General features: G+C 64.2%; 17 protein-coding genes. 8 read left to right on the top strand and 9 right to left on the bottom strand.

Annotation, left to right across the window (positions count from 1 at the left end):
• Positions 1-20 precede the first annotated feature (20 nt).
• Positions 21-224 (bottom strand): DUF465 domain-containing protein, encoded by a 204-nt coding sequence (locus tag EN874_RS07965; RefSeq protein ID WP_027166663.1) that lies wholly within the window; start codon positions 222-224, stop codon positions 21-23.
• Between the two features lie 250 nt (positions 225-474).
• Between EN874_RS07965 and EN874_RS07960 the strand changes: the two genes are divergently transcribed.
• From EN874_RS07960 to EN874_RS07950, 3 genes are all read left to right on the top strand, one after another.
• Complete coding sequence (locus EN874_RS07960) at positions 475-654, top strand: YdcH family protein (protein ID WP_126087177.1); 180 nt, start codon at positions 475-477, stop codon at positions 652-654.
• Positions 655-937: 283 nt separating this feature from the next.
• Entirely contained in the window at positions 938-2188 is a 1251-nt protein-coding gene (gene ispG / locus EN874_RS07955) for a flavodoxin-dependent (E)-4-hydroxy-3-methylbut-2-enyl-diphosphate synthase (RefSeq protein WP_127425931.1), read from the top strand.
• 4 nt (positions 2189-2192) lie between these two features.
• A complete protein-coding gene (locus EN874_RS07950) occupies positions 2193-3053 on the top strand; it encodes a lytic transglycosylase domain-containing protein (RefSeq protein ID WP_127425932.1) in 861 nt (286 codons plus the stop codon).
• A 253-nt stretch (positions 3054-3306) separates the two neighbouring features.
• Here EN874_RS07950 and EN874_RS07945 read toward each other — a convergent pair whose 3' ends face one another.
• The 6 genes from EN874_RS07945 to EN874_RS07920 form a co-directional block, all read right to left on the bottom strand.
• A complete protein-coding gene (locus EN874_RS07945; protein ID WP_127425933.1) occupies positions 3307-5640 on the bottom strand; it encodes a response regulator in 2334 nt (777 codons plus the stop codon).
• 232 nt (positions 5641-5872) lie between these two features.
• Positions 5873-7255 carry an adenylate/guanylate cyclase domain-containing protein gene (locus tag EN874_RS07940; protein ID WP_127425934.1) on the bottom strand — a complete coding sequence of 461 codons (1383 nt, stop codon included), beginning with the start codon at positions 7253-7255 and terminating at the stop codon, positions 5873-5875.
• A gap of 227 nt (positions 7256-7482) precedes the next feature.
• Complete coding sequence (locus EN874_RS07935; protein ID WP_127425935.1) at positions 7483-8928, bottom strand: adenylate/guanylate cyclase domain-containing protein; 1446 nt, start codon at positions 8926-8928, stop codon at positions 7483-7485.
• A gap of 205 nt (positions 8929-9133) precedes the next feature.
• Entirely contained in the window at positions 9134-9352 is a 219-nt protein-coding gene (locus EN874_RS07930) for a 4-oxalocrotonate tautomerase family protein (RefSeq protein WP_126087183.1), read from the bottom strand.
• Between the two features lie 25 nt (positions 9353-9377).
• Positions 9378-10274, bottom strand: coding sequence for an SDR family oxidoreductase (locus EN874_RS07925; protein WP_127426159.1), 897 nt, complete (start codon positions 10272-10274; stop codon positions 9378-9380).
• A gap of 7 nt (positions 10275-10281) precedes the next feature.
• On the bottom strand, positions 10282-11016 hold the full coding sequence (locus tag EN874_RS07920; protein WP_189394108.1) for an SDR family oxidoreductase: 735 nt from the start codon (positions 11014-11016) through the stop codon (positions 10282-10284).
• A gap of 105 nt (positions 11017-11121) precedes the next feature.
• Here EN874_RS07920 and EN874_RS07915 point away from each other — a divergent pair, with 105 nt between their 5' ends.
• Entirely contained in the window at positions 11122-12015 is an 894-nt protein-coding gene (locus EN874_RS07915; protein ID WP_127425937.1) for a LysR family transcriptional regulator, read from the top strand.
• 51 nt (positions 12016-12066) lie between these two features.
• Here EN874_RS07915 and EN874_RS07910 read toward each other — a convergent pair whose 3' ends face one another.
• Positions 12067-12984: a polyprenyl synthetase family protein gene (locus EN874_RS07910; protein WP_127425938.1), complete on the bottom strand. Its 918-nt coding sequence runs from the start codon at positions 12982-12984 to the stop codon at positions 12067-12069.
• 129 nt (positions 12985-13113) lie between these two features.
• Between EN874_RS07910 and EN874_RS07905 the strand changes: the two genes are divergently transcribed.
• From EN874_RS07905 to EN874_RS07890, 4 genes are all read left to right on the top strand, one after another.
• Positions 13114-13821 carry a transglycosylase domain-containing protein gene (locus tag EN874_RS07905; RefSeq protein WP_126089680.1) on the top strand — a complete coding sequence of 236 codons (708 nt, stop codon included), beginning with the start codon at positions 13114-13116 and terminating at the stop codon, positions 13819-13821.
• A gap of 154 nt (positions 13822-13975) precedes the next feature.
• The gene (gene rpmF / locus EN874_RS07900) at positions 13976-14158 is read left to right on the top strand and encodes a 50S ribosomal protein L32 (RefSeq protein WP_006203806.1); all 183 of its coding nucleotides are present in this window, start codon (positions 13976-13978) and stop codon (positions 14156-14158) included.
• Positions 14159-14381: 223 nt separating this feature from the next.
• Positions 14382-15335: an agmatinase gene (locus EN874_RS07895; protein WP_127425939.1), complete on the top strand. Its 954-nt coding sequence runs from the start codon at positions 14382-14384 to the stop codon at positions 15333-15335.
• A gap of 229 nt (positions 15336-15564) precedes the next feature.
• The gene (locus tag EN874_RS07890; protein WP_126087188.1) at positions 15565-15966 is read left to right on the top strand and encodes a hypothetical protein; all 402 of its coding nucleotides are present in this window, start codon (positions 15565-15567) and stop codon (positions 15964-15966) included.
• Positions 15967-16221: 255 nt separating this feature from the next.
• Here EN874_RS07890 and EN874_RS07885 read toward each other — a convergent pair whose 3' ends face one another.
• A complete protein-coding gene (locus tag EN874_RS07885; protein WP_126087189.1) occupies positions 16222-16740 on the bottom strand; it encodes a helix-turn-helix domain-containing protein in 519 nt (172 codons plus the stop codon).
• Between the last annotated feature and the right edge of the window lie 87 nt (positions 16741-16827).

Raw genomic sequence — 16827 nt, 5'->3', positions numbered from 1 at the left:
CGAAGGAAAGCGCTGCCGGTCTAGGCGATGATATCGGGGATGATGCGGTCTTCCAGCGCCATCAGCCGGTCCTTCAGCAGCAGCTTCTTCTTCTTCATGCGCTGGATCTGCAGCGGGTCGCAACCCATGGCGATCATCGCATTGATGGCGGCGTCGAAATCGGCGTGTTCCTGTTTGAGCCGGGAATATTCTAGGCGTATTTCAGCCTGTTCCTGTTCGGACATTATCTACCGTCTGCGTATGCGTCGCCCAGGATGGGCCTTTGGGCGGGGCCGGTGGGGTTTGTGACCTGTCGGTCTTGTCACCGGCGCGCCGCTGATATCACATTTCACATTGTCGTGGAATGCTACCACACGGCATTCGACATCGAGATTGGTTGGTGGCAAAGTGTCATCGTGCCGTCACAGTCGCGACCTGCGGTGGACGTGCCTGCGACGGCTGCGATCGAGGAAACCATGAAAGGGAGAACCAATCATGTCTCTTGCATCCCATCTTGATGAGCTGCAGCGGAAGCACGGCGACATCGAGCGTGAGCTTATCGACGCGATGAACCATCCTTCGGTAGACGACCTCGAGATCGCCAGTCTCAAGCGGCGCAAGTTGGCAATCAAGGACGAGATTGAAAAGCTGAAGGCGAAACCGACGGCACACTGAAGCTCCTCTAGGCAACATACGCGCATTCGCGGCGCAATCATCCCCCGGTGGCTCTTGTGCTGCCGGCGCCTAGGTTTTTAATTTCGATTTCTGACCAGTTTCGGCAGCGGCGGCGCGGCTTGGGCGCCTTCGAGGCCGAAGCCGGGTCTTATAGTCTCGGCGGCAGCTCAGGCAGCCGATTTGTCCGATCGACGGCTCCCCGCCATTGACAAGCCTTCTTTGCTCCTCCACCTCATGCCCGGACCCTTGAGCATCTTCCTGCTCCAAGCTAAAGGCGGCCGGCATGACCGGATATTTTTCTTCTCCTTTCCCGCGCAGGACGTCCGTCGGCGTCGATGTCGGCGGCGTGGCGGTCGGCGGCGGCGCGCCCGTCGTCGTGCAGTCGATGACCAATACCGACACCGCCGATGTCGACCAGACGGTCGCGCAGGTTGCGGCGCTGCATCGCGCCGGCTCGGAGATCGTGCGCATCACCGTCGACCGCGACGAGAGCGCCGCCGCCGTGCCGCGCATTCAGGAAAGGCTGTCGAGGCTCGGCGTCAACGTGCCTCTGGTCGGCGATTTCCACTATATCGGCCACCAGCTGCTCGCCGATCATCCGGCCTGCGCCGAGGCGCTGGCGAAATACCGCATCAATCCCGGCAATGTCGGCTTCAAGGAGAAGAAGGACCGCCAGTTCGCGGCGATCGTCGAGATGGCGATCAGATACGACAAGCCGGTGCGCATTGGCGTCAACTGGGGCTCTCTCGACCAGGAACTCCTGACACGGCTGATGGACGAGAACCAGGCCCAGGGCTCGCCGCGCACCGCGCAGGAAGTCACGCGCGAGGCGATCGTGCAGTCGGCGATTCTCTCGGCCGAGATGGCCGAAGAGATCGGACTTGGCCGCGACAAGATCATCCTGTCGGCCAAGGTCAGTGGCGTGCAGGACCTGATCGCCGTCTATACCGAGCTTGCGACCCGCTCCGACCATGCGCTGCATCTCGGCCTGACCGAGGCCGGCATGGGCACCAAGGGCATCGTCGCCTCTTCCGCGGCGATGGGCATCCTCCTGCAGCAGGGCATCGGCGACACGATCCGCATCTCGCTGACGCCGGAGCCGAACGGCGACCGCACGCGCGAGGTGCAGGTCTCGCAGGAACTGTTGCAAACCATGGGCTTCCGCCAGTTCGTGCCGATCGTCGCCGCCTGCCCCGGCTGCGGCCGCACGACCTCCACCGTGTTCCAGGAACTGGCCCAGAGCATCCAGGCCGACATCCGCAAGAACATGCCGGTGTGGCGCGAGAAATATCCCGGCGTCGAAAACCTCAAGGTCGCGGTGATGGGCTGCATCGTCAACGGCCCAGGCGAATCCAAGCATGCCGATATCGGCATATCCTTGCCCGGCACCGGCGAGACGCCGACGGCGCCGGTGTTCATCGACGGCAAGAAGGCGGCCACGCTGCGCGGACCCTCGATCGCGCAGGATTTCGAGAAGATGGTCGCCGACTACATCGAGCAGCGGTACGGACACGGCAAAGCCGCCGCGGAATGAGCCCATGCGGCGTTTGTTCAGGGCGGCACTGATCCTGACTTGCGCGTTGATCCCTGCAGGCCAGGCGTTCGCCGATCCGCCGCAGTCGCAATCGGCCGCCAAACGGCTGATTTCCCGCGTCTGCGACTTGATCGAGACCCAGGCCGAGCAAAACCGCCTGCCCAAGGATTTCCTCGCCAGGCTGATCTGGAAGGAAAGCCGCTTCGATCCCAATGCGGTCAGTCCGGTCGGTGCCGAAGGCATCGCGCAATTCATGCCGGGCACCGCCACGCTGCGCGGGCTTGCCGATCCCTTCGACATCGAGCAGGCCATCCCGGCTTCAGCGAAATATCTCGCCGAGATGAAGGCGGGCTACGGCAATCTCGGCCTGGCGGCAGCCGCCTACAATGCCGGCGAGAACCGGGTGTCGCGCTGGCTAAGCTCCGGCGGCTTTCTGCCGATGGAGACCGAAAGCTATGTCTTCGACATCATGGGCGAACCGGTCGACAAGTTCTCGGACACAGCCTATGCCGGCGCCATCCAGCCGCTCGATCCGAAGATGAGCTTCGCGGTCGCCTGCCGCCGGCTGCCGGTGATCATGTCGCAGACCGTCGCCATGGCCTCGATCAACGTCAAACCGTGGGGTGTCCAGGTGGCCGGCAATTTCCGCCGCTCCGCCGCGATCGGCCAGTGGCTGCGCGTGCGTGGCCGGTTCCCGGCCCTGCTCGCCAGCCATGATCCGGTGGTGAGCCGCGTGCGCACGCCGATCGGCCGGCGCGGCATCTATGCGGTCAGGATCGGCGCCAATTCGCGGGCTGAGGCCAACGGCATCTGCGACAAGCTGCAAAACGTCGGCGGCGCGTGTGTGGTCATGCGCAACCGGTAGGTCGTCTGCAACGAGATATCTAGAAACGCTGGCGGGACAGCGCCCCCCTCTGTCCTGCCGGACATCTCCCCCACAAGGGCCCACTTGGGGGGAGATTGGCAGCTTCGTCGACGGCGCTCGTCCTGCAAGGTTGGAAATTGGCGAAAGCCGTCATGACATCCGATCTCCCCCCAAGTGGGGGAGATTGCCGGCAGGCCAGAGGGGGGCGCGAAGGAACTCGGCGAAGGCCGTTGGCCGCCACCCGGTCTCAATCTCACGCCGTCTTTGCCGTCACCGTCTCGCTGAGCCAGGTGCCGATCTTGGCGCCAAGGCGGTCTGGGGAAACCGGCTTGGGCAGGTAGTCGTCCATGCCGGCCTCGATGCATTTTTCGCGGTCGCCCTTCAGCGCGTGCGCTGTGACGCCGATGATCGGCGTATGGCTGCCGGCCTGCTGCTCGATGGCGCGGATGGCTCGCGTCGCCTCGTAGCCATTCAGCTCCGGCATGGAGACGTCCATCAGCACCAGCCGCGGCCGCAGCGAGCGGTACATCTCGACCGCGGTGCGGCCGTTGCCGGCGATGCGATAGCTCAAGCCAAGGCCGTTGAGGATCTGACCGAAGACCAGCTGGTTCACCTCATTGTCCTCGGCGATCAGGATATCGATCGGGCCGCTCGGCGCGACGGTCGATTCCGGCGCCACCGGCACCGGAACGGCCGGACCGCGGATGACGGTGAAGGCCGGCGGAGCCGGCTGGGCGACGACCGGCTCGCGCACGAAATGCGCCTTGGCGCCTTGCATACGCGCCTTCTGGATGGCGGAGATGACGGTGCCGAGCAGCACCGCCGAACGCGCCGGCTTGGTGAGATGGGCGACGATGCCGAAGTCGATCACCATCCTGCCGAAATCGACCTGGTCGACGGAGGTGAGCAGCACGACCGGAATGGACGTGAGGCGGCTGTCCGCCGCTATGGCTCTCGCGACATCGGCGCCGTTCATGCCGGGCATCTGGTAGTCGAGGATGATGCAGTCGACCGAGGCGCCGAGCTGGCAGGCACGGTCGAGGAAGGCGAGGCCGACGGCGCCGCTTTCGGCCGCCGCGCAATCGAAGCTCCAGCTCCGCAGCTGTTCCAGCAGGATCTCGCGATTGACCGGATTGTCGTCGATGACCAGCACGCGGGCGCCGGTGACGTCGACCGGCACGATCTCGTCGCGCGCCTCCTGTTTGTGCACCGGCAGCGGCACGGCGAACCAGAACACCGAGCCGCGGCCGATCTCGCTTTCGACGCCGATCTTGCCGCCCATCAGGTCGACGAGGCGGGCGGAGATGGCGAGACCGAGGCCGGTGCCTTCGTGACGGCGGGTTGACGAGCCGTCGACCTGGGCGAATTTCTCGAACACGCTCTGCAGCTTCTCGGCGGGGATGCCGATGCCGGTATCCTCGACGCGGACCTTGAGCTGGACCGTGCCGTCGACGACATCGCCGCCGACATCGATCAGCACATGCCCCTTCTCGGTGAACTTCACCGCGTTGCCGAGCAGGTTGGTGACGATCTGGCGGAAGCGCCCGGCGTCGCCGACGACGAAAGCCGGCAGGCGCGGATCGACGCGCACGATCAGCTCGAGGTTCTTTTCGGCCACACGGGCCGACACCAAAGTGGCCACGTCCTCGACGGCTTCGGCCAGGCGGAAGGGGGCGGGGTCGAGCGTCAGCTGGCCGGCGTTGATCTTCGAGAAATCGAGGATGTCGTTGATGATGGTGAGCAGCGCGTTGCCGGATTTGACGATGACGTCGGTGAAGGTCTTCTGGCGCGGCGTCAGCTCGGTCTTGGCGAGAAGCTCGGCCATGCCGAGCACGCCGTTCATCGGCGTGCGGATCTCGTGGCTCATATTGGCGAGGAATTCGGACTTGGCGCGGTCGGCCGCCTCCGCCTTGAACAGCGATGCGGCGGTTTCGGCGAAGGCGCGGCGGATCGCGCTCTCCATCGGCCGGAAGATCAGAACCGCCGCGATGGCGAGCACCGCGAAAAGCAGGCCGCTCGCCCACAAGAGCAGCCGGTCGTTGGCGGCGTCGGCGAGATGCCGCTCGTCATCGAGCGCCGTGCGAACGCGCACCAGCATCGGCTGGGCGAAAAGATCGTTCTGGTTGCGGATCTCGCGATAGCTCCATTCGTCGACTTTCTGAGCCACCGACATCAGGTTGAAGTTGCGCACCATGTCGCGCGCCGACCAGAACAGATCGCCGTTCACCGAAGCGGATTCGAGCGCGTTGAGGGTGTTGTTCGACAGGCGCGGCCTGATCGCCGCGAGCTGCGCGTTCAGGATCTCGATCTCGCCCATCAGCCGTTCGGAATGGCCGCGCGCGGCGGAGGTCAGCGCATCGCGGGTCTCGGCCCGCCAGGTTGTTCCGGTCGTCTCGGCGAAATTGGTGGCGTTGCGAAGGTCGCGGGAGAAGATGACGAAATTGGCGCTGAGGGCATCGACCTCGTGGCGGTATGAGTTCACGCGGTTGAGCGCGAACATGATCGCGGCCGAGGCCAAAGCGAAAACAAGCAATCCCGAAATGTAGCGAACCCGGATCGACCGGATGAAGGAGGAATACTCCGGCATGCGCAACCCCAACCCATACGCACAATTTTAATGGCCGGGATTACGCTTGATTTACATTAAGATTTCGTTGGTGCCGGGGTGTCGTGCCCGTGAATGGTGAATAGTGAAATGGTGAATGGTCAAACTGCCGTTCACCACTGACTGGTCGCATGGATGACAGCGCCGCCAGTCCGCCGGCGACCTTGCGAGCCATCGAAGCGGCCACGGTGCGGGATCGCGACGGACCGTCGCTTCACTCGAGCCCGATCCACACAAAGCCATCCTGCTTTCGGCAGGGATAGACGATGAGCTTTGCGCGGTTTTTCGAAATGTCACCCAAATATTCCAGGCCCGCCCTGGTACCGTCGTGCTCCAACTTGGCCCACCCCCTGATTTCACCGGTAAGCAGGTCGAAACAGCTCTGATGCCAGCGGCAGACCAAGCCAAGATCCGCGGTGATCGTGCTCTCCGTGTGCGGGAGCTTCAGCGCTTCGGCCTGAGCGGGGCTTCGGCGTTCGTAGAGCGGCAGGTGAAGATGCGGGCAGGCATTGTTGAAGGCGCAATAGCTGTCGGATCCGCGAATGACGACGATGTCGTAGTTCTCGAAATCGAGAACCCGGCGTTCGTGGGGCTGTAGCTCGTCTTCGGCAAAAGCGCGGATCCACCTCCTGCCGCCTTGGCGTATGGTTTCGCGAGGCCGTTTGGCATTCAGCTCGGCGTCGATTTCCGGATTCAACCCGACGATTTCGAACAGGCTCGTGCGCTCGGCGGTACCGCGAAGGCGCACCCTGACGAAATCGGCGATTTCGACCTTGTCGGCGATCTGGTCGCGCAGGGTCTCGGATATCAGCAGTCGCGTGCCGGCATCCTTGTTGGCCGCCTCGATCCGGCTGGCCAGATTCACCACGTCGCCGACTGCCGTGAGACGTTCGTGTCCGGCCAGACCCAATGTGCCGATGACGGCTTCGCCATAGTTGAGGCCGATCCGAATATCGAAATCGATGCCATACATCGAGGCGAAGAACGGCTTCAGACGATCGACTGTGGCGAGGGTCTGAAGCGCGGCGTTCACGGCGCGGAGCGGAGCGTCGGGCTGGCCGTCGATGCCGAATATAGCCATCAGCCCATCGCCGATGAGCTTGTCGACGAAACCACCGTTCTGCTCGATGATGTCGCCGACCTGGGCGAAGTAGCGATTGAGCAGATACATCACGTCGTAGGGCGAAAGGCGCTCCGACAGCGCCGTGAAATCGACGACGTCGCTGAAGAAGACCGCAACATGCTTTGCTTCGCCGCAACGCGTCGCGGCGGAACCGCCAAGCTGGCTGGTGATCATCATGTCGGTTTCGTCCAGCACCAGGCGTCGGACGCGAAGCTCGCCTTCCGGCCTGAGCTGACAGGCCAGCCGAACCTCATCCGCCAATCGCAACCGCTCCGCCATCGAAGCCTCGGCGGAATTCCGGTCCGGGCAGGCCTTCAGGCCGTCGAGCACCCAGACGCGGCAGGTCGAGCATTTCGCACGGCCGCCGCAGGCATGCGCGAACGGCACACCCGATCTGAGAGCCGCCTCGAGCAAGGTCTCATCGGCGGCCACGTCAAAATCGATCTGGTCAGGTAGAGCGGTTACTCTGGTCATAATCTTGAACAGGGCTCTGCGGCGTTGACCGGTTTGCCAGTGTAGCACCAATCGGCTCAGGCAATCGAATCATGCAATATTCGGCCGACGGCGGGCCGTGATGGGTTCGTTGCGAACAAGCGGAACGCGATGCTTCGAGGGCGCAATCGAATTGACTGCGCTCGCCAGGCGGACGTCACGGGCTCCGGTTCCAGGCATTGCGAAGGGAGTTGGCGCGCTGATCGCGTCTAGCCGCGCATAATGCGATAGACGGTTGCATCACCCTCCACGCCCCGAAGAGGCGCCTCAAATGCCACGACACGATGGCCGGCAAGCATTTCGCCGACCCCGGGCGCGGCACGGAGCGCCTCGGAAATGCAGACTTGTCCGGCCTCCGCCAGGGACTGCACGCGCGCGGCCACATTCACGGTCTGGCCGAAATAGTCGAGGTTGTCGTTGAGCGTCACGGCGATCGACGGCCCACAATGGGCGCCGATCTTGAGGATGATCCCCGGCCCGTCATGGTCGCCGTTGAAGCGATCGATTTCTTCAAAGATGTGGAGTGCGGCCGAAATCGCATCCGACGGCCGCGAGAACGCAGCCATCACCGCATCCCCGATCGTCTTGACCACCGCTCCGGCATGTTGCTGAACCGCCGCGTTGACCAGAGCGAAATGCTCGCGGACCAGAGCATAGGCGTTGAGGTCGCCCAGGCGCTCATACATGGCGGTCGAACCCTTGAGGTCGGTGAACAGGAAGGTGATCTGCCGGATGCCGAGCCCCTCCTTCTCGTCGACACGTTCGGACCGGAAGAGCTGGCGGAAGGTTTGCCGCGCTAGCAGCGCTCCACCGGAAACATAGGGGTCGAAATCGAGGGCCGGCTTGTTGGTCAGCGCGACAAGCTCGGGCGGCCAGTTGATGGCAAGCAAGGAACCTCGCACCGGCCCCCTGTTCGCCACCTCAATGACAACCGGACCCGGTGGCACGGCGGGCAACGCCGGCAAGAAGCGCTTGCCGTCATAGTCGACCTTCAGAAGTGTCGGCGCCAACACCGGATCGCCTGATATCGGCACAGCGAAAGCGGCCTGCGTCTGCACATTGACGCCCGCAAGCGCGCCCGGTCCCAGGTCGGCGCGGAGCACTGTCGTGGTGCCTGGCGGCAGAAACGTCATGCCCCGAATGAAGCCGCGCAGGACGTCGAGAAAGCGAACGTGTTGCCCGGGTAGCCGCCCGTCATGTCCGAAGTGGAGCCTCCAGTGAAAATCCTCGACAGGGAGCGTCTCGGGATCGTGATAGGGCAGGCGCCGTAACTTTGGCGAAATCGAGAAGGTGACCTCGATAAAGTCGTCGAGGTTGGTGTCGCCCGACACGTCGCACAGGCCGCAGACATAGTGGGTCTTCAGCGTACGCAAGGCGCCGAAACTGTCGAGCACCATCCCGGACTGGGGACAGATCACATCCCAGCTCATGTCGAACAGGCCACAGCGGGCGGCATGAAGGAAGAGGTCGATCGCCTCCGGCTCGGCGATTGCGCGGTCGCGCGCAAAGGTCAGCGGATTGACGCGATAGAGCGACTGGTCGTCGGAACTCCTGATCAGCGTCTCGAATTTCGAGATGACGCGCGGGCTCCAGGCTCGCGCCTGCTCGACCTTGGTCATCCTGCTTTCGAGAAGACGATCGTCGACTGCCGTCACGTCGGATCCTCAACTTCCTCCTGACAGCCTACTAAAAAACCAGCGCGATGCGAATAGGCTCGGAACGGATCGCGGCGCACTGGAGCAGGCGCCCGCCGACCATGCCGCCGCTGCCCGCGGCATGGTCGGCGGGCGCTTGGACGAGCACCGTTCGGCCGGCAACGCGGTCGCCTCGTCGAGGGGCCGGCGGCTCGCTCAGTTCAAGTCAGACAGTATCTTTCGCCCGGTAGGCGTCGGGAAGGATGAAGACTTCGTCGGCGCGGCCGTAGCCTCCATCAGGAACTTCTTCGATCAGCACCATGGTGTAGGGGCGCACAGCCTCGCCGAAATAGTCGACGAACATCTGCGTGGTCTTGTGGACGAGTTCTTCCTTCTGCGCCCTTGTCAGGGCGGCTTCGGGCGTCTTGAAGTTGGCAAAGGGCATTTCGGGGTCCTTTCGGATTGTTGTCTTACAGCGACGGATGGAGAAGGTCGGCGAGACCGATGCGCTCAAGAAGCTGCGCCCGGACGCGGTCGGCGACGCCGTTGACGATGGTCGCGCCGTCGTCCGACGGATCGACATGGACACGGAACGGCCGGCGGCCATGCGGCATCGCGACGAGATCGACGATGGCCTGGGCGACTTTCGAGGGATCGGCATCGGCCGGTTCCAGCCCGGCAAGGCCCTTCAGCGCCTGCTCGTCCACGCCGGCATAGGGTCCCGACCAATAGGCGTCGGCGCGTTCGGTGTCGGCCGGCTTGCCGGAATGGGCGAAGTGCTCCGTGCCTTTCGTGAATGCGCCCGGCACCACGATGCTCGTCTCGATGCCGAAACGGGCAAGCTCCAGCGCATAGCTTTGCGCCAGCGCGTCCATGCCCGCCTTGGCGGCGAAGTAGGGCGCGAGGAAGGGCGGCGTGCCGCCGCGCGTGCTGCTCGATCCGACCCAGATCATCAGAGCCCGGCCGAACCCGCGCAGATGCGGAAGCACCGCCCGGTTGACACGCTGGGTGCCGAGCACGTTGACGTCGTAGAGCGCCGCCAACTGCTCCGGCGTGAAGGCTTCGGTCGGTCCGAACACCATGTGGCCGGCATTGTGGATGACGACGTCGATGCGGCCGGCGTCTTCGATGATGGTTCTGACGGCCGCCTCGATCGATGGTTCGGACAGCACGTCGAGCGCGATGGCGCGGAGCGCCAGTTTCTCGTCGCGCGCCAGCCTTTCGACTTCGGCCGCTGCCGCGCCTCCGCGTGCCTGCGGATCCCGCATCGAGGCATAGACGCGGTGACCGGCCCTGGCGAGAGCCTTGGCCGTCATCGCGCCGAAGCCGCTCGACGCGCCGGTGATAAGTATCGTCTGCTGCATGATCGTGCCCTTAAATGGCGCCGCCATTGGCGCGGATGATCTGGCCGTTGACCCACTGGCTGTCCGGACCGGCGAGGAAGGCGACAAGCCCGGCGATGTCGTCGGGCTGGCCAAGGCGGCCGAGCGGAATAAGCTTGGTGATCGCCTCGATCTGCGCGGCGCTTTTGCCGTCGGTGAAGAGTTCGGTGTCGATCGGCCCGGGCGCTACGGCATTGACCGTGATGCGGCGCGGGCCGAGCTCCTTGGCCAGGATATGCGTCATGGCTTCGACGCCGGCCTTGGTTGCGGCGTAGACGCCATAAGCCGGCTGGTAGAAGCCCACCACGCTCGAGGAAAAGTTGATGATGCGTCCGCCATCGTTCAGGCGCCGGGCGGCTTCGCGCATGCCGCGGAACGGGCCGCCGAGATTGACGGCAAGCTGGCGTTCGAATTGCGCCTCGTCAGTCTCCGCGATCGGCGAGAGCTTCATCATGCCGGCGTTGTTGACGAGAATGTCGACCCCGCCAAAGGCCATTTCCGCCGCGTCGAACAAAGCAGGCATGCCGGTCGGATCGCCGATGTCGGCCTGGACCGCAAGCGCGGCGCCGCCGGCCGCCTCGATGGCCGAAACGACTTCGTCGGCGGCGTCCTTTCCGCGCGCATAGTTTACGATGACGGCAATGCGCTCTTGGGCGAGTCGCTTGGCGATCGCCGCGCCAATGCCTCTTGACGCGCCTGTCACGATCGCGGCTCTTGTCTTCTGCATGATCGATCTCCGTTTGTTTGTTGCAGAACGGATATAGACGGTATCTCCTGCCGGATAATCGGCCCGCTATTGACAGTAGTATTCGGATTGGGCGAACAATCCGACATGGATCGACTCGACAGGATGCGGCTGTTCGTGCGGGTGGTGGAGCGGCGCAACTTCACCGCGGCAGCGGCCGATCTTAGCCTGCCGCGTTCGACCGCCACCGAAGCGATCAAGCAGCTGGAGGATCATCTGGGGACAAGGCTGCTGGACAGGACAACGCGCCATGTCGCCACGACGCTCGACGGGCAGGCCTATTACGAGCGCTGCCTGTCGATCCTGGGTGAAGTGGAGGATGCCGAGGCCGGGTTCCGCAGCGCCGAACCGCGCGGCCTGCTGCGCATCGACGCGCACCCGCTGCTCACGCAGCGGTTCCTGCTGCCGAAATTGCCCGCCTTCCTCGAACGCTATCCTGAGATCGATCTGCATATCGGCCAGGGCGACAAGCTGGTCGACCTGGTGCGCGAAGGCGTCGACTGCGTCATTCGCGCCGGCGAGCCGCAGGACAGCGGCATGATCATGCGGCGGCTGGCGATGATCCGCGAAATCACCTGTGCGAGCCCGGGCTATCTGGAGCGTCATGGGGTGCCGGCGTCGCCCGACACACTGGGCGGCCATCAGGCCATCGGTTTCGTCTCCTCGCGCACAGGAGAAATCCTGCCGCTGGAGTTCACGATCGGAGCAAGGGTGCACCGGCTTGCGCTGTCGGGTCGGGTGAGGGTCAACAATTCAGACACTGCGGCCGCGCTGGCGCGCCTGGGCTTCGGGCTTATCCAAGCGCCACGCTATCGGCTCGAAAAGGATCTGGCGGACGGGACGCTGGTCGAGGTGCTCCAGGATTTCCCGCCGACGCCAACGCCGCTGTCGGCGCTCTATCCGCAGAACCGGCAGCTCGCTCCGCGGCTGCGCGCCTTCCTGGAATGGGCATCCCGCATTTTCGCGGAGGCGAGGCTGTGAAGATCGGATTGGAGCGATGCCGGCACGACCGTCGCCCGCCCGTAACCCGTCTCAGCTGTTGCGCGTCGCCACGAAAGTCGCGGCGGCTTTGAGCATATCCGCCTGCTCGCCATAGGGCTCCAGCAGCGCATGCGCCTGGTCGATCAGGCCGTGGAGCTGCTCGCGCGCCCAGTCGGCGCCGTGCAGCGCAGCGAGCGTCGCCTTGCCGGCGGCAGCATCCTTCTTCGTCGCCTTGCCCATCTGCTCGGCATCCGCGGTGAGGTCGAGCAGGTCGTCGGCGAGCTGGAAGGCAAGGCCGATCGCCGAGCCGAATTCCGCCAGCCTTTCGCGATCGGCGGCGGGCGCGCCGGCGACGATGGCGCCGGCCTCGCAGGCGAAGCGGATCAAGGCGCCGGTCTTCATCGCCTGCAGGCGGATGATGCCGGCCTCGTCCGCCCGCTTGCGCTCGGCCTCCAGGTCCAGCATCTGGCCGCCGACCATGCCGCCGCTGCCTGCGGCGCGGGCGAGCGCCAGCACCAGCGCCGCCCGGCGCTCGGCCGGCAACGCGGTCGCCTCGTCGGCGAGGATGTCGAAGGCCAAAGTCAGCAGCGCGTCGCCGGCAAGGATGGCGGTCGCCTCATCGAAGGCCTTGTGCACGGTCGGCTGGCCGCGGCGCAGATCGTCGTCGTCCATGGCCGGCAGATCGTCATGGATCAGCGAATAGCAATGCACACATTCGAGCGCCGCCGCGACCCGCCGCGCCGCCTCGTTGTCCGCCGAAAACAGCGCCGCACTTTCCATGACCAGAAAAGGGCGGAGCCGCTTGCCGCCGTTGAGCACGCCATGGCGCATCGCCGCCATCAGGCGTTCCGGCCGGGCGATCTCACCGGAAAGCGGGCGCGGATCGAGGACCTGCCGCAGCAGCGCCTCGACCGCGGCGGCGTACGCCAAAAGCGCGGATTCGAAGGCCGTCTGGTCGTCTTTCATCATGGCCGGGACCGGTAGCCGACACTCAGACATTGCGCAAGAAGCCTCGCGCCATTATGCCGGGGTAGCGAGTGGCACGGGTGGGGCGACTTGACGGAACCGATCGTCGAACATGAAAGCGAAGGGCTGGACATGGCGCGGCCGCGGCGCCTGAACCGCGCCGGTCTCAAGCGCCTTGGCCGGCGCTGTCTGGCCGCGGCGATCGTGCTGGCGACGATCCCGGTCGTGCTCACCTTCCTCTATCTGCCGCCCTTCGTGCATCCGGTTTCGACGCTGATGCTGAAGGACCTAGCCACCTTCTCAGGATACGACCGGCGCTGGGTGTCGATCGACGACGTGGCGCCTGTGCTGGCACATTCGGTGATCATGTCGGAGGACGGGCAGTTCTGCTTCCACCGCGGCGTCGATCTCGGCGAATTGCGCGGCGTGGTCGACGATGCGCTCGCCGGCGAGGCGACGCGCGGCGCCTCCACCATCACCATGCAGACGGTGAAGAACCTTTTCCTGTGGTCGCGGCCGCTGGGCAGTGTGCGCAAGGTGGTCGAACTGCCTTTGGCCGTGTATTTCGATGCGGTGATGTCGAAGCGGCGGATCATGGAGATCTATCTCAACATCGCCGAATGGGGACCTGGCATCTACGGCATCGAGGCCGCCGCGCGGCATCATTTCGGCGTCTCGGCCAAGCAATTGTCGCGCCGGCAGGCAGCACTTCTTGCCGTCAGCCTGCCCAACCCGATCGCGCGCAATCCGGCGAAGCCGGGGCCTGGTCTGAGGCGTCTCGCCAACCTGATCGAGCGCCGCGCGGGACGCTCGGGCGCCTATGTCGGTTGTCTCGATTGAGGCGGACCGGCGTCGGCTTAAAAAATTTCGCGAGCGGCGCTGGCCAAAACAGCGCAAGACGTGTATAGGCACCCGACTTTCTCAGATTATGGCCTCGATGCGGCCCTTTCGCGAGGGTTGCCGGGGCATTTTGACCATCTAGTGGAGCATATCCATGGCCGTTCCAAAAAGAAAAACCTCTCCGTCGAAGCGCGGCATGCGGCGCTCGGCCGACGCCCTCAAGGCCCCGACCTATGTCGAGGACAAGAATTCCGGCGAAATGCGCCGCCCGCATCACATCGACCTGAAGACCGGCATGTATCGCGGCCGCCAAGTGCTGGAGCCGAAGGAAAGCTGAGAAGCTTCCACGGTTTGCGACGTGTCGAAGGACCGGCCCCTGGCCGGTCTTTTTGCGTTTGCACCGGTTTAAGCCCCAGAGGCATCGTGTTTGCCTATGCCAAAGAACCCGGCGCCGGTGGCAATATCCGCCGCGGCCGAGGTGCTGTATCTCCTCAACGTGAGACGCCATGTCTCTCCACATCCGGCGTCAGCACCCGACGGCATCGAGGCGGAGGAACCAGATGTCTAGACTCACCACCGCGCCGCGCGATGTCTTCCGGACATTCATGAACTTTCCGCTGGTCGATGACCTCGACGCGCTGAAGGCCGATGTCGCGATCATCGGCATGCCCTACGGCGATCCCTATACGATCGACGAGCTGATCAATGACCAGACCAACGCGCCGACCGCGGTGCGGCGGGCCTCGCAACGCGTCAGCCTCGGGCTCGACCGCTACGATTTCGACATCGGCGGCACCTTGTTCGATGGCCAGGACATAAAAGTGGCCGATGTCGGCGACGTTCCCGCAAGCGTGGCCGATCCCAGGGGTCACTACGGGCTGGCCGAGGCCGCGATCCGCAAGATCCGCACGGCCGGCGCGCTGCCGATCGCCATTGGCGGCGATCACGGCATTCCGATCCCGATCTTGCGCGCGCTGGATGGCGAGGGTCCGGTCACGCTGGTGCAGGTCGATGCTCATCTGGACTGGCGCGACAACGTCAACGGCGTCAGGGAAGGCTATTCAAGCCCCATTCGCCGCGCCTCGGAGATGGCGCATATCGACAAGATCTTCCAGCTCGGCATTCGCGGCCAGGGCAGCGCCCGCGCCGAGGAGGTGGAAGCAGCACGCGCCTATGGTTCCAACATCATAACCGCCAACGAATGGCAGGATATCGGCACCGCGGCGCTGCTGAAGCGCATTCCCGACCGCGGCCGCTATTATCTCACCATCGACGCCGACGGCCTGGATCCCGCGGTGATGCCCGCGGTTGAAGGTCCGTCACCCGGCGGCGTCAGCTACCGGCAGACCATCGAATTGATCAAGGGGCTGATCGCCAAGGGCAAGCTGGTCGGCATGGATATCGTCGAGATCGCGCCGTCGCGCGATGTCAACGAGATAACCGCGATCACGGCCGGCAACATCATCCTCAACGTCATTGGCGCCGCCGTGCGCGCCGGCTACTTCAAGCGCTAGACCTTCGCTGAATTGCCGGAGCATGATCCGCTGCGAAACCGGTTCTCACTTTCGCAAGACATGCTCCGGGCCGTAGGCCGGTGACGCGAGCGACAGCATGTCGGCCGGGCAACCGGCTGACATCGTTATTTCATTAGGTCTTAGAGCGTGTTCGGCGCCGCCGCCGAAAAGCCTTGACGGCGTGCCTGCCGCGGCTTTTACAAAAGGGTGCCTCATTGGAGTCACCCAGATGTTCGGTGCCATCCCACTGCTGATCGTGCCCTTCGTCCTCTACAATCTCGGACTGCTCGGGCTGTTCGGCGGCGGCGACGATCCATGGATGATCGAGATGTTCTCGTTCCGCATGATGTCGGGCGGCGTCTTCTCGATGACGCTCGGCGACCTCATGGTGCTGATCGGGCTGATCTTCCTGTTCATCGAGATCTCAAAATCGGTGCGCACAACCAATGCCTCGATCCTGGATCATCTTCTATCGACGCTCGTCTTCATCGCCTTCCTGGTCGAGTTCCTGCTGGTGAAGGGCGCGGCGCACTCGGTGTTCTTCACGCTGATGGTCATCGCGCTGTTCGACGTGCTCGCCGGCTTCTCGGTGTCGATGCGATCGGCCAGCCGCGATATCAACCTGAACTGAAGGCATAGAATTTCTGGTCGCATGACTTCGCGATTGGCGAAGCACATTGATCGCGTCGTCATTCTATGGCGGAGCAAGGAGCGAAGCGACGCGCGCAGACCATAGAATCCATGCCGTGGCTTGGAAGCGCTGCTGCGGTCCAGAATTCTGCTCCGCTGCATTCCTCGGCCAAGTTAACGGCATGGATTCCAGGGTCTCCGCGACGGAGCTTCGCTCCTGCTTCGCCCTGGAATGACGAAGTTTCTTCGCCCCGCCTCAGCCTGCCATCGCCTCCGCCTTCCGGGCGACCACTTCCTCATAGGCAGCCTGCAGTTGCCGGCGCACAGTCGGCGCGCCCGGCGGCGTCTTCACCGGCGCGCCGAGGTGTTCGTGGCGCAGCTCGTCCATGAACTGCTCCCATAGCGGCGGGCCGCCCTTCTCGAGCAGCTCGGCGCGGATCGACAGCTCCTCGCTGACCGGCAGCCACACCCGTCCCCAGGCGCCGAGATGCGCCATGATCGGCACCAGCGTGATCGCCATCTCGGTCAGGCTGTAGATCGCCTTCTGCTTGTGGCTGGGGTCGTCGGCCTTGGTCAGCAGGCCGAGCTCCATCAGCCGCCGCAGCCGGTCGGCCAGGATGTTGGAAGCGATGCGTTCCAGCGACCCGTTGAGCAGCTCGCGGAAATGGCGCCTGCCGCCGAAGATCATGTCGCGCAGGATGATCAGGCTCCAGCGGTCGCCAAAGACCTCGAGCGACAGATTGATCGGGCAGCTGGAGCGATGCTCGGTGTTCATGACGGTCTCCAAAAAACCAGTTGCATTATGATATCGGTGTGATTATCGTGCAACTGATTGCAAAATGCAATCGGATTGGGAGAGGAG

This window comes from Mesorhizobium sp. M1D.F.Ca.ET.231.01.1.1 (assembly GCF_003999155.2).
GTDB lineage: Bacteria > Pseudomonadota > Alphaproteobacteria > Rhizobiales > Rhizobiaceae > Mesorhizobium.
This window is presented reverse-complemented; position numbering and strand designations above follow the sequence as displayed.